The 21,073-nt window shown below is 28.0% G+C and carries 18 protein-coding genes; 6 read left to right on the top strand and 12 right to left on the bottom strand.

All coding sequences use genetic code 11. The annotated features are described in order from the left end of the window. Positions 1-6: 6 nt before the first annotated feature. Genes QIA46_RS02220 through aspS form a run of 3 tightly spaced genes read left to right on the top strand, consistent with a single transcriptional unit; the run spans position 7 to position 4,154 of the window. Entirely contained in the window at positions 7-288 is a 282-nt protein-coding gene (locus QIA46_RS02220; protein ID WP_317260254.1) for an HPr family phosphocarrier protein, read from the top strand. Then, a complete protein-coding gene (locus QIA46_RS02215; RefSeq protein WP_317268287.1) occupies positions 285-2,390 on the top strand; it encodes a cation:proton antiporter domain-containing protein in 2,106 nt (701 codons plus the stop codon). The genes QIA46_RS02220 and QIA46_RS02215 overlap by 4 nt, the downstream gene beginning before the upstream one ends. Before the next feature lie 3 nt (positions 2,391-2,393). Continuing rightward, entirely contained in the window at positions 2,394-4,154 is a 1,761-nt protein-coding gene (gene aspS, locus QIA46_RS02210; protein ID WP_317268286.1) for an aspartate--tRNA ligase, read from the top strand. 415 nt (positions 4,155-4,569) lie between these two features. Here aspS and fbaA read toward each other — a convergent pair whose 3' ends face one another. The 9 genes from fbaA to dnaA all read right to left on the bottom strand — a co-directional run bounded on the left by fbaA (position 4,570) and on the right by dnaA (position 13,112). After that, positions 4,570-5,649, bottom strand: a complete 1,080-nt coding sequence (gene fbaA, locus QIA46_RS02205) for a class II fructose-bisphosphate aldolase (protein ID WP_317268285.1) — start codon at positions 5,647-5,649, stop codon at positions 4,570-4,572. Positions 5,650-5,809: 160 nt separating this feature from the next. Continuing rightward, positions 5,810-6,877, bottom strand: a complete 1,068-nt coding sequence (locus tag QIA46_RS02200; protein WP_317268284.1) for an NAD-dependent epimerase — start codon at positions 6,875-6,877, stop codon at positions 5,810-5,812. Positions 6,878-6,922: 45 nt separating this feature from the next. Then, a complete protein-coding gene (gene jag / locus QIA46_RS02195) occupies positions 6,923-7,651 on the bottom strand; it encodes an RNA-binding cell elongation regulator Jag/EloR (RefSeq protein WP_317268283.1) in 729 nt (242 codons plus the stop codon). Between the two features lie 11 nt (positions 7,652-7,662). Then, positions 7,663-9,297, bottom strand: coding sequence for a membrane protein insertase YidC (gene yidC, locus QIA46_RS02190; RefSeq protein WP_317268282.1), 1,635 nt, complete (start codon positions 9,295-9,297; stop codon positions 7,663-7,665). After that, on the bottom strand, positions 9,294-9,644 hold the full coding sequence (gene rnpA, locus QIA46_RS02185) for a ribonuclease P protein component (RefSeq protein ID WP_301341591.1): 351 nt from the start codon (positions 9,642-9,644) through the stop codon (positions 9,294-9,296). Before rnpA ends, yidC begins: the two co-directional genes overlap by 4 nt. Further along, complete coding sequence (gene rpmH / locus QIA46_RS02180) at positions 9,625-9,780, bottom strand: 50S ribosomal protein L34 (RefSeq protein WP_075552119.1); 156 nt, start codon at positions 9,778-9,780, stop codon at positions 9,625-9,627. Before rpmH ends, rnpA begins: the two co-directional genes overlap by 20 nt. Positions 9,781-9,871: 91 nt before the next feature. Further along, entirely contained in the window at positions 9,872-10,171 is a 300-nt protein-coding gene (locus QIA46_RS02175; protein WP_317268281.1) for a hypothetical protein, read from the bottom strand. An 89-nt stretch (positions 10,172-10,260) separates the two neighbouring features. Next, complete coding sequence (gene dnaN / locus QIA46_RS02170) at positions 10,261-11,418, bottom strand: DNA polymerase III subunit beta (protein ID WP_317268280.1); 1,158 nt, start codon at positions 11,416-11,418, stop codon at positions 10,261-10,263. A 239-nt stretch (positions 11,419-11,657) separates the two neighbouring features. Beyond that, positions 11,658-13,112, bottom strand: a complete 1,455-nt coding sequence (gene dnaA / locus QIA46_RS02165) for a chromosomal replication initiator protein DnaA (RefSeq protein ID WP_317268279.1) — start codon at positions 13,110-13,112, stop codon at positions 11,658-11,660. 187 nt (positions 13,113-13,299) lie between these two features. Between dnaA and gyrB the strand changes: the two genes are divergently transcribed. From gyrB to QIA46_RS02150, 3 genes are all read left to right on the top strand, one after another. Further along, the gene (gyrB, locus tag QIA46_RS02160) at positions 13,300-15,204 is read left to right on the top strand and encodes a DNA topoisomerase (ATP-hydrolyzing) subunit B (protein ID WP_317268278.1); all 1,905 of its coding nucleotides are present in this window, start codon (positions 13,300-13,302) and stop codon (positions 15,202-15,204) included. Positions 15,205-15,215: 11 nt separating this feature from the next. After that, entirely contained in the window at positions 15,216-17,648 is a 2,433-nt protein-coding gene (gene gyrA, locus QIA46_RS02155) for a DNA topoisomerase (ATP-hydrolyzing) subunit A (RefSeq protein WP_317268277.1), read from the top strand. A 117-nt stretch (positions 17,649-17,765) separates the two neighbouring features. Continuing rightward, complete coding sequence (locus tag QIA46_RS02150) at positions 17,766-18,548, top strand: ParB/RepB/Spo0J family partition protein (protein ID WP_317268276.1); 783 nt, start codon at positions 17,766-17,768, stop codon at positions 18,546-18,548. 266 nt (positions 18,549-18,814) lie between these two features. On the opposite strand, the gene QIA46_RS02145 is transcribed toward QIA46_RS02150, so the two are convergent. From QIA46_RS02145 to QIA46_RS02135, 3 genes are all read right to left on the bottom strand, one after another. After that, positions 18,815-19,528 (bottom strand): hypothetical protein, encoded by a 714-nt coding sequence (locus tag QIA46_RS02145; RefSeq protein WP_317268275.1) that lies wholly within the window; start codon positions 19,526-19,528, stop codon positions 18,815-18,817. Positions 19,529-19,530: 2 nt separating this feature from the next. Beyond that, complete coding sequence (locus QIA46_RS02140; RefSeq protein ID WP_317268274.1) at positions 19,531-20,283, bottom strand: ParA family protein; 753 nt, start codon at positions 20,281-20,283, stop codon at positions 19,531-19,533. Positions 20,284-20,409: 126 nt separating this feature from the next. Beyond that, the gene (locus QIA46_RS02135; protein ID WP_317268273.1) at positions 20,410-20,997 is read right to left on the bottom strand and encodes a YigZ family protein; all 588 of its coding nucleotides are present in this window, start codon (positions 20,995-20,997) and stop codon (positions 20,410-20,412) included. Positions 20,998-21,073 lie beyond the last annotated feature (76 nt).

Raw genomic sequence — 21,073 nt, 5'->3', positions numbered from 1 at the left:
TAAAAAATGCAAAAAGCAGAAATTAAGATAATAAATAAAAATGGAATACATTCAAGATCGGCAAACATAATTGCTGAATTCGCAAATAAAAACTATTCCTGCGATATAAAAATAACAACAAAAGATGGCAGAAAAGCTAACACAAAGTTCACAATCGAAATTATCATATTGGGAATAATATACAAAGAAAAAGTAAAAATAACAGTCGAAGAAAAAAAAGAAAAACTGGCAATTGTAAATTTATTAAATTTGCTAAAATATACCTTTTCAAAAGAGCTTGAAAAATGAACAAAAAAATTTTTTACATAACAATATTGATGCACTTGCCCAATCTTCTATTTTCATACTCAACAAAATACGACATTGAGGTAAACATGTCAGCTTTTGTCATGAGTCTGGCAATCATTGTAATCTCATCTATTTCAATAGGCAATCTAGTAGGTAAAATAGGAATTCCAAAAGTAATAGGACAAATAACAGCAGGAATAATTCTAAGTCCAAATGCCTTTGGAAAAATTCAAATACCTTTATTATTCCCATTAGGAATAACTCAAATTGGAGAAAATTATTTAATTAATGAAAAAATATTTGCAATTTCTACCATAGCTTCAATAATATTGCTTTTCACAGCAGGCCTTGAAACTGACTTAAAATTGTTTATCAAATTTTTGCCACGCGGAGGAATTATTGGAATAACAGAAGTTGTTGGCACCTTCACAAGTTTCGTACTAATGGCAAGCATAATTTTTAAAGTTCCTTTAATAAGTCCAACCTCACTTTTTATTGGGATAATTGGAACCCCAACATCAGCAGGAATCGCAGCAAGCATACTCTCGGCAAAGAAAAAAATGAGCACCTCAGAAGGAGTGACAATAATTTCAACCTCAATTATTGATGATGTTCTTTCAATGCTTATGCTTACAAGTGTAATAACTATATCAAGATCTATATCAGATCTTGATATAGCAAGCTCGATCAAAACCATAATTCAAAACATAGTAATTTGGCTATGCTTAACTTTCTCTTTAATATACATATCAGAAACACTCTCAAGCCTGTTGAAAAAATTAAACAGTGTCACCTTAGCAACCGTAATAACACTCTCTTTAGCCCTTACTATTGCAAGCATTTTCCAAAATTTAGGAATGTCTTTTGTTGTTGGAGCTTATGTATTCGGACTTGCCATGTCAAAAACAGACATTGTATATGTAATTCAAGATAAACTAACAATCTTTGAAAGATTTTTTATACCGATCTTTTTTACATCAATTGGACTTATGTCAGATATTAATGAAATACTCTCAAAAGAAGTTCTTATTTTAGGATTAGCAATTAGCGCAATAGCAATAATTACTAAAAGTATATTTTGCTTTATTCCAGCACTCTTTTTGGGATTTAACAAACTTGGAGCCTTAAAAATTGCAACCGGAATGGTCCCAAGAGGAGAAGTTTCACTTATTATGGCAAATGTAGCATTATCTTCAGGATTTATTAGCCAAAAAATATTTGGAATCATAATAATAATGGTATTTCTGCCAACAATCGTTGCAACACCCATAATAAATTTTTTATTTAAAATAAATAAAAGTGGACTTAAAAAAGAACTCCCAACAGATCAAAATACACACATGTGCGTATCATTTGAATATGATAATTTAGCCAAAATTCTTATATGGGACTTTAAAAATGAGCTAAGAAAAGAAGGATTTTACACACAACAAATTAAAAATGATTCTTCACAATATATTAATGCAAGAAAAAACAATATATCCTTCTCAATAAAGCGAGAAGGTAGTAAAATCACATTCGAATGCCCAAATAATCACTTAATTATAATACAAGATCTTTTTAGAGAAACAATCTTAAACCTAGAAAAAATAACCAAAGAAGTTGAAACGGTCTCCCTAAGAGCAAAAAAACTAGATTACTCAATAAATTATGATAAAATCCTTAGCAATATCAAACTAAATAAAAGAATAAAAAAGGAGAACATTATTCTAGAATTAAAATCAAGTAATAAGGCTGATGTAATAAGAGAGCTTCTAAGCGTAATAAACATTGAAATTGACAAAGAAAGAATATTCCAAGATTTAATGGAAAGAGAAAAATTAATTACTACTGCACTAAAAGAAGGTTTTGCCATTCCCCATTTAAAAACAAATTTAATATCAAAAATACATATTGCAATAGGAATAAGTCACGAGGGAATTGACTTTAATGCTCTTGACAAAAACTTAAGTCATGTTTTTATATTAATATTGTGCCCATCAAAAGATTACGTTAGCTACCCTAGAATTTTAGCATCTGTTGTGGGTAAAGTTGATTTATACAAAAAAGAAATTTTAAATGCAAAAACAGATAAAGAAATTTATAATATAATAGTGAGCTGAATTATGTTTAAAGTTATCAAATGTAATGAATTGAATGAAAAATTAATAAACAAAAAAGTTGAAGTAAATGCTTGGGTAAAAAAAATTAGACATCATGGGAAATTTATCTTTCTAAACATAAGAGACAGATATGAAAAAGCCCAAGTTCTGGTAAACGAAGAATACCTTTTAAAGATCGCAGAAAAAATAAAACTTGAATATTGTATTAAAATTCAAGGACTGTTGATCAAAAGACCTCCTAACATGATAAATGCAAATATGAAAACAGGACATTTTGAAATATTGGCAAAAAATATTGAAATTATCTCAAAGTGCAATGAATTACCGTTTATGATAGAAGATGACAATAATGCAAGTGAAAACTCAAAACTTGAATATAGATACTTAGATTTAAGAAGAGATTCCTTGAAAAATAAAATCATTTTAAGATCCCAAGCTACTCATCTTATTAGAAATTTTTTAGTAAAAAGAAAATTTTTAGAGCTAGAAACTCCAACTTTTGTAAAATCAACACCAGAAGGTGCAAGAGATTTTATAATCCCATCAAGAATTCACAAAGGATCTTTTTATGCACTACCTCAATCTCCGCAACTTTACAAACAGCTTATAATGATAGCAGGATTTGATAAATACTTTCAGATGGCTCGTTGTTATAGAGACGAAGATTCAAGAGGAGACAGACAGCCAGAATTCACACAGCTTGATCTTGAAATGAGCTTTGTCAAAAAAGAAAATGTTTTTAAATTAATAGAAAATATGCTTTTTTTAATATTTAAAAATTGCATTAATGTTAACTTACCTAAAAAATTCAAAAAAATAACATACAAAAAGGCAATGAACAAATATGGAAGCGACAAACCAGATACTAGATTTGAACTTGAATTACAAGATATAAGTCGCAATCTAAAAAATTCAGAATTTAATATATTCAAAGATACTCTAAAAAACAAAGGCTCAATTAAAATTTTAATAGTAAAAAATAAAGCCGATAAGTTTTCAAGAACAAAAATAAATAATTTAGAGGAAATTGCAAAGCTTTATAAAACACAAGGGCTTTATTTTACAAAAATTGAAAACAATAAATTTTCTGGAGGAATTGCAAAATTTTTAAAAACAGAAGAGCAGAATTTAATAAAAACCTATTCTCTAGAAAATAATGACATAATTTTCTTTACAGCTAATAATAACTGGGAAACTGCCTGTAAAGCAATGGGTCAAATTAGACTAAAAATTGCAAATGATCTTGGACTAATAGATGAAAATAAATTTGAATTTCTATGGGTCTACGATTTTCCACTATTTGAATATGATGAAAATACAAAAACCTATTCACCAGCTCATCATATGTTCTCTCTTCCCAAAAAACAATATATTGCCAATTTAGAAAAAAATCCAAAAAAAACTATAGGTGAAATTTACGATCTTGTTTTAAATGGTGTAGAGCTTGGCTCAGGTTCAATTAGAATACATAATAAAGAACTTCAACAAAGAATTTTCAACATAATAGGATTTCAAAAAGAAAAATCAGAAGATAGATTTGGATTTTTTCTAAAAGCATTAGAATACGGGCCCCCTAATCATGGTGGCATTGCTATTGGCATTGATAGACTACTAATGCTGATGACAAAATCAGCTTCAATAAAAGATGTAATACTGTTTCCCAAGAATTCTTTTGCAGCAAGCCCTCTTGATAATTCTCCCTCTAAAATCTCAAATAAGCAACTCAAAGAACTTGGAATCAGCATTATTGCTGATGATACTTAATTTATAATGCAACTATGCCAGATGCCTTTAAAATTATAAAAATAAGCTAACCCGTATATTCTTTGTAAGAAATTAAATCTCAAAGTTTAATTTCTTACAAACAACAAGTGATATAAAAACACATAAAGTCAATCTAAAACAAAATGCATTTTCAAAAATTTAAATACAATTTTGCTAATTGCTTAATCTTTAATCAAAACAGTTTCATAAACAAAATATTTAATTTAATAATAATAATAATTTTAAAAATAAATTAATATATTTTAAGTTCTGAAAAAATATACAAAAATACCTAATAAATAGTAAAAAATATATTAAACAATCAATAATTTTGCAATTCAATATAAAATATAATTAGAATAATAAAAAAGCCGCTCATAAAGCAGCTTGCAAATAAAAATTCACTAATTTTTATTTAATTCCTATTAATATTATTAAGATTTTTGCATGCAATCTTTACACGCTCTTTCATAGAAACTTCGGCTTCTCTTAACCAAACCCTTGGATCATAAAATTTCTTATTTGGAATATCGCTGTCCTTACCATCTCCTAATTGACCTTGCAAACGATTTTCATTTTTTTTGTAATAATTTAAAACTCCTTCCCAGGCAGCCCACTGCGTATCTGTGTCAATATTCATCTTTACAACACCATAAGAAAGCGCTTCATTGATCTCACCAATTGTAGATCCAGACCCTCCATGAAAAACATAAGAAACTGGCTTAGTAATATTTACCCCTGTTTTTGATATGACATAATCTTGACCATCTTTTAATACTTTTGGAGTAAGTTTAACATTTCCTGGTTTATATACTCCATGAACATTTCCAAAAGCTGCTGCAATCTGAAAATTTGGGCTAACTTTTAAAAGTTCTGAATATCCATAATAAATATCCTCGGGAGTAGAAAATAGTTCGTGTATAGCCCTATCTGAATTATCAACGCCATCCTCTTCCCCACCAGTAATTCCAAGCTCTATTTCTAAAAACATTTCAATTTTTGCCATTCTTTCTAAGAATTTTTTAGAAATTTCAATATTTTCTTTAATAGGTTCTTCTGATAAATCTAGCATATGTGAAGAAAATAATGGTTTTTTGTGCTGACTATAGTACTTCTCTCCATACTCTAAAAGTCCTTCAACCCAAGGAAGCAAATTTTTAGCACAATGATCAGTATGAAGAACAACAGGAACACCATAATGCTCTGCCATTAAATGAACATGCATAGCACCAGAAATAGCACCAGCTATTGAAACTCCTTGTGGTTTTTCAATCTTCAAGCCTTTTCCAGAAATAAAAGCAGAACCACTATTAGAAAATTGTATCATAATAGGAGAATTAATTTCTTTTGCTGCCTCCAAAACTGCATTAATAGAATTTGTTCCTATACAATTAATAGAAGGTATAGCAAATCCTTCCTTTTTACATATTTCATATAACAAATGTAGCTCCTTCCCATAAACCACACCTGGTTTAATCTTGTCTAAAACGCCCATTTATATCACTCCTTTTCTTTATTTTTTCTTTTATCAAATGCCTATAATAAATTATACACCTAAGAAGTTGAATTGAATTTAAATCAATAAATAATTATTAAATCAAAAACAAACATAAAATTTATTAAAAATCTATCATTTTGCATAAAAAAGACTAAAATCAAGCCTTTTTGGTAGAATCTAACATTTTATACCACTGTGAAAATTCTTTTATCCCTTCTTTAATAGAAATTTTGGCCTCATACCCAACATCATTTTTAAGCTTTAAAATATCACAACAACTTTCCACAACATCTGCTTTTTGCATAGGCATATAATTTTTTAAGGCCTTTTTACCAAAATTTGCTTCAAGCTCGCTAATAAAATCTAGCAGTTTGGTTGCGTGCCCGGTTCCTATATTATATATTCTGTAAGGGAAATAAGATGTTGACGAATTTGGATTTTTAGCGTCAAAATTACAATCACTCTTAGCCGGATTTTTCAACACTTTGTAAACACCTTCTGCAATGTCACTCACATATGTAAAATCTCTGGCCATATTTCCATTGTTAAAAATATTAATGGGCTTGCCATTTTTAATTCCATCTGAAAATAAATATAAAGCCATATCAGGCCTTCCATAAGTCCCATAAACCGTGAAAAATCTAAGCCCTGTTGTGGGAATATTAAAAGACGCACTATAAGCATGCGCCATCATCTCATTAGATTTTTTACTAGCTGCATATAAATTTAAAGGGTGATCCGTAATAAAATCTTCACTAGACGGCATATTTTCATTTATACCATAAACCGATGACGTAGAGGCATAAACAAAATGTTCGATTTTTTCTTTATAAACCCTGCACACATCCAAAACATTAAAAAACCCAACAATATTTATTGAAACATAGCTATCGGGATTTTCAAGACTATCTCTAATGCCTGCTTGAGCAGCCAAATGACAAACATGTGTAAACTTATGATCTTTAAAAAGCTCTAGCAGTTTATCCTTATTTAAGATATCAAGATATAAAAAAGATAGATTATTATATTTTTCACTCTTAATAATTTTATGCGTTTTGACATCCTTAGAACAAAATCCCAAAGCCTCTAACCTTTCATGCTTAAATTTGAGTTCATAATAATCATTTAATACGTCTATGCCTAAAACTTCATGCCCTTCTTCTACAAGCTTTTTAGCTACATGAAATCCAATAAACCCCGCAATTCCGGTTAAAAAAATCTTCATACTATTATTCCCCTTTAAAATTCAATAAAAAGAAACATCATCGATCTATTTTTTAAAGCCAATATTTCTTTTCTGATAACTGCGAGAATTGTTGATACCACACCTATTATTTCTAATATAAGAAATTCTTATTCTTTTTATATTTCCATCTCCCTCGCTTTCAGTTTTTATGTCACTATAACGATTTAAAGTTGTATGAATGATCCTTCTTTCAAAAGGATTCATTGATGGCAACAAAATAGAACGCCTGGTTCTTTTGACTTTATGAAAAGAATTTATTGCTAAATTAATAAATCTAGATTTAAATCGTTCTCTATAATCTCCAATATCCAATATAACCCTATTAAAAGCACCATTTTCACCAATAAGCTTAGAGGCATAAACATTTGTTAAAAGCTGTAAAGAATCTAAATTTTTACCCTCTCGTCCAATCAAAATATTTGGGCTATCTGTTTCAATAGAAATCTTAACATATCCACCTTCTTTGGGCTCTATTGCCAAATGTACAGAATATCCCATTTTAATTAGCATTTCTTTTACAAATTCTAAAATTTTATCACAAATTTTATCACCAATTTTAATTTCAAAACCGCCTTTTTTAACCTCCTTTACATGAGGAGAAACCCTTATTTTAATCATTTCTTTCTTAAATAAAAATCCAACTCTTTCTTTATCTAAAATTTCTACATCGAACTCACCTTCTTTTAATTCTAGATCTCTCATTGCTTTCTTTATTGCTTCTTGTTCGGTTTTTCCGTAAAATTCATAGCTCATATTATTCCCCCTTAAGACAAATGCATCTTTATATAGTATTGCTGTAAAATAGTAAAAATATTTGTTGTAATCCAATATATCAAAAGCCCTGATGGCATATTGTAAAGTATGAAAAAAAACATAATAGGCATTCCAAAATATAAAAATTTCTGCTGTGATCCAAGATTTTTTAAATCCATATTAGAACTAACAATTGTAGATCCTAATTGAGTAAACATCATAATAAAAGGCAAAATTCTAATATCGGTCCAAGAAACAAAATAAAGCTTATATCCAAAATGATATACACTGTCACCGATAGATAAATCATCAATCCATCCTGGAATAAAACTGGCCCCTCTTAATAAAAATAAATTATTTACAAGTGAATAAAGAGCAAAAAATATAGGAAGCTGCAAAATTACAGGAAAACATCCTCCTAGAGGATTAACTCCTTCTTCTTTATAAAGCCTTCCCATCTCTTCATTCAACTTTTTAGGATCATGCTTAAACCTTACTTGAAGCTCTTTCATTTTAGGTTGAAGCTTGGAAAGCTCCGCAGTAGCTCTAAATCCCTTAAACGTCAAAGGAAATATAAGTATTCTAACAACAATTGTCAAAAAAATAATTGAAAGTCCCCAATTAGGAATAACATCATAAAAAACTTGCATTACCATTTGCATAGGAACTTGAATTAAATACCACAAACTCTTTTCCACTGACATTCCAAAAGAAATATCAGACAAACCAAAGGTATTATCATCACTCTTGTCAAAAACATCTAGGTATCTATTATCCTTGGGTCCAGCATAAATAAAAAACTCATCGCTAATATTTTTTTTATTTCTAACATCATTAATAATAAACGATTTAAGGATTCCTCTTTCCTTCTTAAACTCAACTTCCATATTTTCTTTAGAAACCAATACCCCAAAATACTTAGTACTAGAACCAAGCCATCTAGGATTGCTAATCCTTAGACCATCTTTACCATATTTAAGCTTATTATCATAATAAATTATTTGAGATAAATAATTATTATATTGTAGCTTTGCTTTATCACTCAACCTTTCAATCTCAGAACTAAAAATAACTTTATAAGAATCAATATCAAATAAGTTATAATCCTCAAAACCATTTACAGTAACTTTAAATTTCATCAAATACTCATTTTTTTCCGAAAATGTATACTTCTTTACATATTCATAAGTTTTACCATTATTTTTAAAATAAGCTTTAAATTCATGATTAGAATCATCTATCTTTTTATACAAAAACAAATCTTCTACTAAATAGTCAAAACTAACATCAAAAAAAGTTTCATTTTTGTAATCGATATTAATTAAATCTGTAGGACCTTTTTCCAAATTTAAATGATTTTTAAGCTTCAATGAAACCAAATTTCCTCTAAATGTAGAAAAAGTAGCAACATATATATCTGTTTCTACAACAATATCTTGAGACTTATTAATCAAATTAAAGTTATTGCTCTTACTTGAAAACATTTCATTATCATCAAAGCTTTTATTTAAATCAAACTGCACTTCCTTGTCAGAAGACTTAGAACTTAAAATGTTTGAAGAAAAAATATCGTTAATAAGCATGAAAAGACCTATTAAAAATAAAGACAAATAAACTGTCCTTAAAATTTTTCTACTTTGATTCACTTTTGCCCCTTCCACACCGTTAAAACCAAACTTTTCATAAGAGATTCAATACTAAAATAAGTCAAAGTTAACCCGTTGTAAGAAACTACAAAAATAATATCCAAAGCAATCCCGTCTAACAATTCTAATCTTTTTCTAAAAGCTTCTTTAAAAAGCCTTCTAATGCGATTCCTTTTAACAGATCCCCTAAAACCTTTAGAAAAGGTAACAAGAATTCTAGAATAAACCAAATGATTTGATTTATAAAACATTTTAAGATTAAGATTGCTAAATCTAATCAGATCGCCTTCTTTGAAAATTTTTTGAATTTCTATTTTTGATTTTAGACTAATATTTCTTTTTCTCATCAGAAACAGTTAATTTTATTCTTCCTTTTGCTCTTCGTCTTGAAAGAATAAGTCTTCCACCTTTAGTTTTCATTCTAGCTCTAAACCCAAACCTTCTATTTCTTTTTACACGACTGGGCTGATAAGTCCTTTTCAAAACACTCCTCCATTATAAACAATTTTATGCTACTAAGCTGAAAGTTGAACACTACCATGGTATAGCATATAAATGCGATTGTCAATAATAATTACTTTACCAAAACCTTTATATCTATTATTTTAATCCCCGTTAATTCTTTTATTGAATTTATTATCTTTGACTTATTGATTGATATACTATATAAAATACTTGAATTGCTTACCTCAATAAAAAGTATCTGCTCATTTTTAAAATCTAAAAATTTTACATCATCTGATAAAGCCTCAAATATCTGATTCCATTTATCAGCAATCAATAATTTTGAACTTATCTTTTTATTAACAAGCAAATTGGATTCTAAATAATCTTTAAGAACATTGCTTATTTTTTTAAAAGCAGAATCACTCATAGCATTTTTTATACCACAATGCAAAAAACAATATAAAATAAACTTAGAAAAGCTTATTTTAATATTCAAAATGACATTAATAATTCACTTTAACCTAAAGACATCGGCATTATCAAGTGCGTAAAATTGAAATTTTCAGGTTCACTCAATTTCAATACATTGCCCGAATTAAATTGTATTTCTATCTTTGAAGTTTCAAAAACATTAATAGCTTCAACAAAATATGAAATATTAATAGCCATAACCTCATCTGCTCCGTCATACAGATAGTTGGGGTCTTTAATAAAAAATTCACCTTTTCTTCCAGTAATCAAATCTTCTCCAAGAAGTTTTAATTGAAGCTCAGAAAAAGTTAAAACCAACTTTCTTGATTTATCAACATACAAATTAACTCTTGCAAGTCTATCTTTTAAAATGCTTAGCGAAACCAAAGATTTATTCTTTTGTTCCTTAGGTATAATGCTCTTATAATCCGGATAATTACCGTTAATCAAGCTACAAGCTATTTTATAATTGTCGAATTCAACATAAAATTTTTTATCCGAAGACTTTATTTTAACCATACCTTCTCCTGACATAAGATGTTTCAAAAAATTAAATATTTTTACAGGAACTATAAAATTCACATCTTCTTCAACCATGACTTCTGTTTTACAGATAGACATTCTGTGGCCATTGGTAGAAACAAGCAGTAAATTAGAATCTTCATTTTTTGTAAAATACACACCATTTAATACATTCTTGGATTCATCAAAATGTGCTGAAAAAGCTATTCTATTTATTACTTTTTTAAAAGATTTTTGTTTTATTTCAATTTCAAAAGTGTAATCTTCATTAACCATATCATAATTGTAGTTTTCGATTTCTTCGTATGAAAAAGTGGGTTCTTTTAAATGATCCTCGTATTCTTCTTTCACATCTTTTAACTCTCCCATAATTTCTAATTTACTATTATTTTCATTAAAAACTATTTTGATTTTCTTATAAAAACTGAATGCTTTTACTGCGTCATAAAAATTTGAAGCATTAATTAATACCTTAAAATCTGTTTCTGAAACAATTGAAATTGTGCTTTCAAAAAAAATATTTCTGTCTGTTGATTTAATTATTAGATTAGATTTTTTTACCTCTATTAGCAATGCACTCCAAATATCATTCATGTTCCTGTTTAATATTATTCCCTTTGCCTTTTCTATCTCATTTATAATTTGATTTGTTTCGCAAATAAAAAATGTGTTATTTAGCATAATGCCTCCTTATATATTTTATTACATTTTATCTTTGTGAGATTTCATAGATTTTTCATTTTTAGTTTTTATAGATATATAGTAATAGTAGTAGTAAGTCTCTGTTTGATTGTCTAATTGTATATAATGCTATGTAACATAAGAAAATACCTTGTTAAATTATCGGGTATTTTTTGTTACATTTTTGATAAATTATTTGTTTCAATTGTTTAAAAGAATTCTTAATTTTTCAATTAGGTTTAATTCTTTTTTATTTTGTTCATAAGTTCTGTGATTAAATTGTTAATTTCTTTGTCATTATTTCTGTCTCTATCTATTTTATTTATTGAATAAAGCACTGTTGAGTGGGTTTTCCCTCCAATAATTTTTCCAATTTCAATTGTTGATAGTCCTGTAAAATTCCTCAAAAGGTATGCATAAATATGTCTAGCTTTTGTTATCTCTGGTTTTTTGCTATGCCCCTCAATATCCTTGTGTGTAATTTTTAACTCTCTTAAGAGTATTTTTTTAATATTTTCAATATTAATTTTATTGCTTGATTCATTGGTTGTTTCTTTTTCGTAAATTATTATTTCTTTGATTATTTTTTCAACAATGTCAATGTCAATTTCTATATTGTCTAAATCTATATATGCTTTTAGTTTTGTTACGGCAGCTTCAAGGTCTCTTACATTTGTTGTAACTTTTTGAGCAACTAGATTTAGTATATTTTTAGGGACCCTTATACCATCTTCTTCTGCTTTTTTTTCGACAATGGCGACTCTGAGTTCAAAATTGGGCTTTGATATATCAACATTTAGTCCCCTTGTGAATCTACTTTTTAGTCGATCTGTAAAATTTGTAAGTTCAGAAGGAGGTCTGTCACATGTAAATACTAATTGTTTGTTATCTTCATAAAGTGCATTAAATGTGTGAAAAAGCTCTTCTTGTATGCCTTCTTTTTTTTGTAAGTCGTGGATATCGTCTATAAGCAGCATGTCTAAGTATCGGTACTTTTTTTTAAATTTTTTTGTTTCGTGTGTCTTTATGCTTTCTACAAATTCATTTAAAAAATTTTCAGCCGTAACATATAATATCTTAAAGTTATGATGCAATTCTTCTGTTTTGTTTCCTATGCTTTGAAGCAAATGTGTTTTTCCAAGCCCAACTCCACCATAAATTAAACATGGATTATATTTTTTCCCAGGATTTTTTGAAATTGACAAACTTGCATTGTATGCAAGTTTATTATTTGGCCCTATGATAAAATTTTCAAATGTATATCTTTTTTTAAGAAAGGGGTTTTTAAAATTTGTGGGTTCTTCTTCTTTAATATACATTTTTATACGATCTTGAATGCTTTGAATTGGTTCTTTAAGGATTGTTTTTTCTTTAAGTTTGTTGAAACTCGGAAAAGTTTCGTTAAAATCCATTTTTTTGCTTTCTTGTTTGTCAGAATGAGTTTTGGGTTGTTGATTTGTGAATTCAATGACTACGTTATTGTAGCCATTTTTTATGAGGATTTCTTTAATTTTTTTTGTAAATCTTTTTTCTATTTGATTTTTATGAAATAAATTTGGAGTAGATATTTTAATATTGTCACCTATTGATTCTAAAAAGTACAAATTTTCAAACCAAACATAAAATTCTTCTTCTGATAGTTCTTTTTTTATTTCTGTTAAAATTAAGCTCCATATATTTTTTGATTTTTCCATTTTTTTGTCCTTGTTGGTTTTAGCACTATACTTTTAACATTATATAGTATAAAGTTAGATTAAGATTCTATCTAAATTGTTTGTGAATTTTTAAAAGTTTTTGGTACTTTCTATGTAATAGATATTATTTTTTTTTTAATGTAGAATTTATCTGTGTCTAGATTTTGATTAAATGAATGGAAGGTTTATGAATTATGTTGCTAGTAACATTCAGGTCTTAAAAGGACTTGAGGCTGTTAGGAAAAGGCCTGGCATGTATATAGGCTCTATTTCTGTTAATGGGTTGCACCATTTGGTTTATGAAGTAGTTGACAATAGTATTGATGAGGCTTTAGCTGGGTTTTGTGATAGAATAGATGTTATTATCAATTTAGATAATACCATAACCGTTGTTGATAATGGGAGAGGGATTCCTACCGATATTCATGAAGAGGAGGGTATTAGTGCCCTTGAACTTGTTTTAACAAAGCTACATTCTGGTGGTAAGTTTAATAAAGGCACTTATAAAGTTTCTGGGGGGCTTCATGGTGTTGGAATTTCGGTTGTAAATGCTTTGTCTTCGTTTTTAGAAGTTTATGTTAATAGAGATGGAAAAATTTTTAGGCAAACTTTTTCAAAAGGCATTCCAACTTCTAAAGTAGAAGTTGTGGGGGAATCTTCTATTACGGGGACCAAAGTTACTTTTTTGGCAGATTCTGAAATTTTTGAAACTTTAGATTATAATTTTGATGTTCTTGAAAAAAGGCTTAAAGAGCTTGCTTTTTTAAATGATAAAATATACATTTCAATAGAAGATAAAAGAATTGGGAAAGAAAAATCTTCAAAATTTTATTTTGAAGGTGGGATAAAATCTTTTGTAGATTATTTAACCAATGATAGTAAAGCTTTTCAAGCAGAACCTTATTATATTGATGGCTTTCTCAATGATGTTATTGTTAATGTAGGGCTTAAATGGACTGAAAGCTATTCTGATAACATTCTTTCTTTTGTTAATAACATTAATACAAGAGAAGGGGGGACTCATGTTGTGGGCTTTAGAAGTGGCCTTACTAAGGCTATGAACGAAGCTTTTAAAAATTCAAAAATAAGCAAAAAAGATGTTCCAAATCTCACAGGAGATGATTTTAAAGAAGGTCTTACAGCTGTTATTTCTGTTAAAGTTCCAGAACCTCAATTTGAAGGCCAAACAAAGAGTAAGCTTGGTAATTCTGAGATAAGAAAAATAGTTGATGTTATTGTATATGAGCATTTATTGGAAATTATTAATTTGAATCCTTTAGAGATAGACACTATTCTTGGAAAAGCAATAAAAGCTGCTCGTGCTCGTGAAGCTGCAAGAAAAGCAAGAGAATCAGAAAGAAAAAAAAATGCATTTGAAAGCTTGGCATTACCTGGAAAATTAGCCGATTGCGCTTCTAAAAATCCTTTGGAAAGGGAAATCTATATTGTAGAGGGGGATTCTGCTGGAGGAAGTGCTAAAATGGGTAGAAATAGATTTTTTCAGGCCATTTTGCCATTATGGGGGAAAATGCTTAATGTTGAAAAAACGAGAGAAGACAAGGTAATTACCAATGATAAGCTTATTCCCATAATTGCATCTCTTGGTGCAGGGGTTGGTAAAACTTTTGATATTACAAAACTTCGTTATCATAAGATCATTATTATGGCAGATGCTGATGTTGATGGATCTCATATTAGAACTTTGCTTTTAGCTTTTTTCTTTAGATATATGAGAGATTTAATTGAAAATGGTTATATATATATAGCCATGCCTCCTCTTTATAAAATAAAGTATGACAATCGTATTTATTATTTTTATGAAGAAAAAGAAAAAGAAAAATTTTTAGATTCTATTGAAACTAAAAATCGCAATAGTATTTCTCTTCAGAGATATAAAGGGCTTGGGGAGATGAATCCAACGCAGCTTTGGGAAACGACTATGGATCCTGCTAGAAGAAAAATGAGATTGATGAATGTAGATGATGCTATTGAAGCTGAAAAAATTTTTGTTACTCTTATGGGAGATTTAGTTGAACCTAGAAAAGAATTTATTGAACAGAATGCACTTAATGTAATTAATCTTGATGTATAATTGGAGCGTTAATGGCAGTTGGAGAAAATAAAGAACAAATATTAAATGTTAAGATAGAAGATGAAATAAAGACGTCTTATTTAAATTATGCAATGTCAGTTATTGTTTCCAGAGCTCTTCCAGACGTAAGAGATGGTCTTAAGCCAGTTCACAGGAGAATACTTTATTCTATGTATGAGATGGGACTTCGTTCTGATAAAGCTTTTAAAAAAGCTGGTAGAATAGTGGGAGATGTTCTTGGGAAATATCATCCTCATGGAGATCAATCAATCTATGATGCTCTTGTAAGACTTGCTCAAGATTTTTCACTTAGATATCCGGTAATACGGGGGCAGGGCAATTTTGGATCTATTGATGGAGATCCTCCTGCTGCTATGCGATATACTGAAGCCAAAATGGAAAAAATAACTGAATATATTGTTAAGGATATAGACAAAGAGACTGTTAATTTTAAGTCTAATTATGACGATTCTTTAAGTGAGCCTGAGATTATGCCTTCATCATTTCCATTTCTTTTGGTTAATGGCTCTAGTGGAATTGCTGTTGGAATGGCTACTAATATGGCACCTCATAACTTAAGGGAAATTTGTGATGCTATTGTTTATATGTTGGACAATGAGAATGCTTCTATATTTGATTTGCTTAAGATAGTTAAAGGTCCTGATTTTCCAACTTTTGGAGAGATTGTTTATAATGATAATTTAATTAAAGCATACAAAACTGGCAAGGGAAGTGTTGTTATTAGGGCAAGATATCATATTGAAGAAAGAACAGAAGATAGAAATGCTATAATTGTTACAGAAATACCTTATACGGTAAATAAATCTGCACTTCTTATGAAAGTTGCGTTTTTGGCAAAAGAAGAAAAACTGGAAGGACTTTTAGATATAAGAGATGAATCTGATCGAGAAGGCATTAGGATAGTTCTTGAAGTTAAAAGAGGATTTGATCCTCATGTTATTATGAACTTGCTTTATGAATATACTGAATTTAAAAAGCATTTTAGTATAAATAATTTAGCTCTTGTTAATGGCATTCCCAAACAGTTGAATTTAGAAGAATTATTATTTGAATTTATTGAGCATAGAAAAAATATTATCGAAAGACGTATTGAATTTGATTTGAGAAAGGCAAAAGAGAAAGCACATGTTCTTGGGGGGTTAAATATTGCTTTAAATAATATAGATGAGGTTATTAAGATTGTTAAAGCGTCTAAATTAGCAAAAGATGCAAAGGAGAGGCTTGTTTCAAATTTTGGTCTTTCAGAGATTCAGGCCAATTCAGTTCTTGATATGAAGTTGCAAAAACTTACAGCTCTTGAGATTTTTAAGCTTGAAGAGGAACTTAATGTGCTGTTAAGCTTAATAAAAGATTATGAAGATATTCTCTTGAATCCAGTAAGAATTATTAATATTATAAAAGAAGAAACTATTAATTTAGGTTTGAAATTTGGCGATGAACGTCGAACTAAAATAATTTATGATGAGGAGGTTTTAAAAACTAGTATGTCGGATTTAATGCAAAAAGAAAATATTGTTGTTATGCTTACAAAGAAGGGGTTCCTTAAAAGACTTTCACAGAATGAGTATAAATTGCAAGGTACGGGAGGAAAAGGTCTCAGTTCGTTTGATTTAAATGATGGAGATGAGATTGTTATTGCTTTGTGTGTTAATACTCATGATCATTTATTTATGATTTCAAATGAAGGAAAGCTTTATTTAATCAATGCTTATGAAATAAAAGATTCTTCAAGAGCTTCAAAAGGTCAAAATATTAGTGAACTTATTAATTTGGGAGATCAAGAAGAAATATTAACTATTAAGAATAGTAAGGATTTTACTGATGATGCTTATTTGTTGCTTTCAACTGCAAGTGGAAAGATAGCTAGATTTGAATCTGCAGATTTTAAAACAGTAAAGTCACGAGGTGTTATTGTTATTAAACTTAATGATAAAGATTTTGTTACAAGTGCAGAGATTGTTTTTAAGGATGAAAAAATAATTTGTCTTTCTAAAAAGGGTAGTGCGTTTATATTTAATTCAAGAGATGTTAGGCTTACCAATAGGGGTACCCAAGGTGTTTGTGGAATGAAATTAAAAGATGGCGATGTTTTTGTTAAAGTTTTAGCAGTTAGAGAAAATCCTTATCTTTTGATTATTTCTGAAAATGGGTATGGAAAAAGATTAAGTATGTCTAAAATATCTGAGCTTAAAAGAGGCGCCACTGGTTATACTAGTTATAAAAAATCTGATAAAAAAGCGGGTAGTGTTGTTGATGCTATAGCAGTTTCAGAGGATGATGAAGTCTTGCTTGTAAGTAAACGTTCAAAAGCTTTAAGAACAGTAGCTGGAAAAGTATCTGAACAAGGTAAAGATGCTAGAGGAATTCAAGTATTGTCCCTTGATAATGACAGCTTGATTTCTGTTTCAAAATTTATTAAGTAAAGAATTGGTTTTTCTTATTTAAGAATGTTCCACGTGGAACATTCTTTTTTTTATTCTTAAATTGTAATTCAATATTATAACCTGGTAAAATTTTGTGTTGTAGGAGGTTCTGATAATATGGATGGAGTTTTTAAAATGATAGATATTCATCTTTTAGATATTGATGATGATCAGCCAAGGAAATCTGTTAGTCTTGTTGAATTAGAAGAGCTAAGCATTTCTATAAAAGAAAATGGAATTTTGCAACCTTTAATTGTTTGTAAAGCAAATGATAGATATAAAATAATAGTAGGAGAAAGAAGGTTTAGAGCCGCTAAACTTATTCAGATGACAAATATTCCTGTTATCGAAGTTAACATAAAAGAATCCTGTAGAGATTTTATGCCTTTGGTTGAAAATATTCAAAGAGAAAATTTTACGCCTGTTGAGGAGGCTTATGCCTATAAAAATTTAATGAATAAATATTCTTTAACTCAAAAGGATTTATCTGAAAAAATTGGCAAAAGTAGGACCTATATTTCAAATTTAGTTAGGATTTTAGATCTTGAACAAGAAATATTAAATGCAGTACATAGGAAAGAAATTTCTTTTGGGCATGCTAAAATTATTTTATCCTTAAAGGATAAGCAAGATAGGTATAATCTTTATTTAATGATATTGAAAAAAAAAATTTCTGTAAGAGATGCAGAAAAATATGTTAAAAATTTATACAAATCCATAGTAAAAAAAAGAGAACTAGAACAAGATCCTTTTTTAAGCAATATAAAAGAATTTTTATTTGATAAAATCCAAACAAAAATAGATATTAAAGGAAATCAAAATAAAGGCAAAATAGAGATAGAGTATTTTACTTCGGGTGATTTAAGAAGAATTGTTTCTTTTTTTGGTCATATTAGCTAAATTGTTTGTATAATTTAAAGATTGTAAAATATCTTTTCTTAATTTTATGAGATTTTTGATTTATTAGGTATTTGGCACAACACATAAATTTTTTAAGTTTGTTTTAAAATTGTTTAGTTTCTATAAAAAATATTAAGCTTTAAATGAAGGGAAAAGTTTTATATTTTGTTATGTATAACTAAATATAAAAGTAAAAAATAATTTAATATTTGAAAAATGAATAGTAAGAATATATTTTATATATTCTTGTTGGCGCAGCGCTAAAGTTAGATAGAATTATTTTTAATATGTTTTATTTTTTTCTTTATTTCTAAAATAGAATGAAAAAATAATTTTAAATTTTCTTGCTTTAATTTTTTAAATTCTATATTTTTAAATTCTTTTATATTTTTTAATATGAAATCCAGCGCTTCTTTTATGTCGTTTTCATATTTTTCGGGGTTTTTAAGTAATGATTTTTGAGTGCTTTTTAAATCAAAACTTTTTTTATAAACAATTTTAAATTCTTTTAAAGAATTTATTTTGCCATTTAGAACTTCAGCTTTTAAAATAGAGGGACAAGATTTTTTGGATATTTCATATGATAATGATAAAGGTAATTTTTCTATATTAAGTTGCTTGTCGGAATTTTCGATAAGCAGATTGTATCTTGATATTAAGGCGTAAACCTTGTCTTTTTTAAATCCCATGCTTTTGAACCACTGATAAAAAAGTCCATTATATTGATTGTTTCCTTTTAATTTGTCCTGGGCGTCTTTAAGTATCTTTCCAATTTTTGTATAAGTGTTGTTGAAAATATTGAAAATTTCATATTGCTTTTTTTTTAAAAAATCAGAAATATCTTTATCTAGCTTATTGTAGTCAAAGTTTTTTCTTTCAATTGAAAGAATTTCTTTTTTTTCAATATTTTCTGAATTGTTCGAAGATGTTTCTAATTTTTTACCCATTAGAAACATTAAAGTTTCTAAATTGTCAGACATAGCTATTCCTTAATTTTGTTTATTATTTCTTTTGAGAGTTCTAAAAAATCTTTTGCAGCATTGCTTTCTTTGTCATATTCATATACAGGCATTTTTGCTTCTTGGGATTTTGAAATGCTTATATTTTTCCTTATTTTTGTATTTAAAAGTTTTTCTTTGAAAACTTTTTTTAATAAACTTATATATTTTTCTTTACTTTTATTCCTTATGTCGTATTTATTTATAAAAACACCCGTAATCTCTAAATTTTTATTTATTTGCTTTACAGTATTTATTGTATCTATTAGTTGATTTATGCCTTCAAATGCAAAAAATTCTGTTTCAATTGGTATTAACAAATAATTGCTTGCAATAAGGGCATTTATAGTTAATATTGAAAGTGTAGGAGGGCAATCGATAATAATAAAATCATATTTATCTTTTTCATACAGTGTTAATGCATTTTTTAAAAAATTTTCTCTTGAAAGTTCATTTATTAATTCTTTTTCTAGCAAAGCTAATTTAATGCTAGAAGGAATTATGTCTAATTTAAAATGGTTTAAAGGTTTGACTTTTATTTTTTTATTAATTAGTTCATAACTTGAGTTTTCGGCTATATTCTCCGAGGTGTTTGTGCCGCTAGTGGAGTTTCCTTGTGAATCAATATCTATTAGAAGAATTTTTTTATCAAGCAGGGTCATTGAATAAGAAACATTAATGGCGCTTGTGGTTTTTCCTACGCCCCCTTTTTGATTGATTACAGATATTATTTTCATATAAATTTTCTCTTTTTATTTGTTTTTGTTTTTATATTTTAAAACATAAATAGAAAAAATAATAATATTTTAGATATTTTTTAAATATTTGATTATTTGGCATGCATATTATTCTTTATGAAACTTTTAAATTTTTTGAATTAAGCCATTTTCTATAAAAAATTCTGATATTTTTTGCTTATTGTTTGTTTTGAATTTAATTGAAGTGTTTATTTTGTTTGAAAAGTTTGAATCTATTATTTCTATTTCAAGTTTATTTTTCATTTTTAATAGTGAGTTGTATTGGTTGTAAGTTAAATTTAAGCTTAAAATTTCCAATTCCTCTTTTTCTATTGTAGATGTATTATTAATAACCTCTTTGGCAGACTTGTAATATGCTTTGATTAATCCCCCTCTGCCAAGCAAAGTACCTCCAAAATATCGCAATGTGATTATTAAAGTATCAGTTAAATTATTATGTATTATGGCATCTAGTGTTGGTTTTCCAGCCGTTAAATTAGGCTCTCTGTCATCACTCATTCCATTTAAGAACGAGTTTTTATTTCCTATTCTAAATCCATAAACCACATGCGTAGCATTTTTAAATTTTATTTTATATTTTTTAATAGTTTTATTTATATCGTCTTTTTTTTCAATGTTAAAAATATATGAAACAAAGATGGATTTCCTTATTTCAATTTTAGAATTACTATTGTTTTTTGGCACTAATATCATATAACGTAAGTATACTATCTTTTTAGATATTGCAGTATTTATTGTTTATGTATATTATTAATAGTGTTTGTTTTTA

Origin of the sequence: Borreliella carolinensis (assembly GCF_032595855.2) — a bacterium.
In the GTDB taxonomy this organism is placed as follows: Bacteria; Spirochaetota; Spirochaetia; order Borreliales; family Borreliaceae; genus Borreliella; species Borreliella carolinensis.
The sequence above is the reverse complement of the archived record's forward strand: the minus strand, read 5'-3'. Positions and strand labels throughout refer to the sequence as shown.

Coding starts and splice junctions, on each gene's coding strand:
- QIA46_RS02220 (WP_317260254.1), top strand. CDS start 7: ATGCAAAAAGCAGAAATTAAGATAATAAATAAAAATGGAATACATTCA.
- QIA46_RS02215 (WP_317268287.1), top strand. CDS start 285: ATGAACAAAAAAATTTTTTACATAACAATATTGATGCACTTGCCCAAT.
- aspS (WP_317268286.1), top strand. CDS start 2,394: ATGTTTAAAGTTATCAAATGTAATGAATTGAATGAAAAATTAATAAAC.
- fbaA (WP_317268285.1), bottom strand. CDS start 5,649: ATGGGCGTTTTAGACAAGATTAAACCAGGTGTGGTTTATGGGAAGGAG.
- QIA46_RS02200 (WP_317268284.1), bottom strand. CDS start 6,877: ATGAAGATTTTTTTAACCGGAATTGCGGGGTTTATTGGATTTCATGTA.
- jag (WP_317268283.1), bottom strand. CDS start 7,651: ATGAGCTATGAATTTTACGGAAAAACCGAACAAGAAGCAATAAAGAAA.
- rnpA (WP_301341591.1), bottom strand. CDS start 9,644: ATGAGAAAAAGAAATATTAGTCTAAAATCAAAAATAGAAATTCAAAAA.
- QIA46_RS02175 (WP_317268281.1), bottom strand. CDS start 10,171: ATGAGTGATTCTGCTTTTAAAAAAATAAGCAATGTTCTTAAAGATTAT.
- dnaN (WP_317268280.1), bottom strand. CDS start 11,418: ATGCTAAATAACACATTTTTTATTTGCGAAACAAATCAAATTATAAAT.
- dnaA (WP_317268279.1), bottom strand. CDS start 13,112: ATGGAAAAATCAAAAAATATATGGAGCTTAATTTTAACAGAAATAAAA.
- gyrB (WP_317268278.1), top strand. CDS start 13,300: ATGAATTATGTTGCTAGTAACATTCAGGTCTTAAAAGGACTTGAGGCT.
- gyrA (WP_317268277.1), top strand. CDS start 15,216: ATGGCAGTTGGAGAAAATAAAGAACAAATATTAAATGTTAAGATAGAA.
- QIA46_RS02150 (WP_317268276.1), top strand. CDS start 17,766: ATGGATGGAGTTTTTAAAATGATAGATATTCATCTTTTAGATATTGAT.
- QIA46_RS02145 (WP_317268275.1), bottom strand. CDS start 19,528: ATGTCTGACAATTTAGAAACTTTAATGTTTCTAATGGGTAAAAAATTA.
- QIA46_RS02140 (WP_317268274.1), bottom strand. CDS start 20,283: ATGAAAATAATATCTGTAATCAATCAAAAAGGGGGCGTAGGAAAAACC.
- QIA46_RS02135 (WP_317268273.1), bottom strand. CDS start 20,997: ATGATATTAGTGCCAAAAAACAATAGTAATTCTAAAATTGAAATAAGG.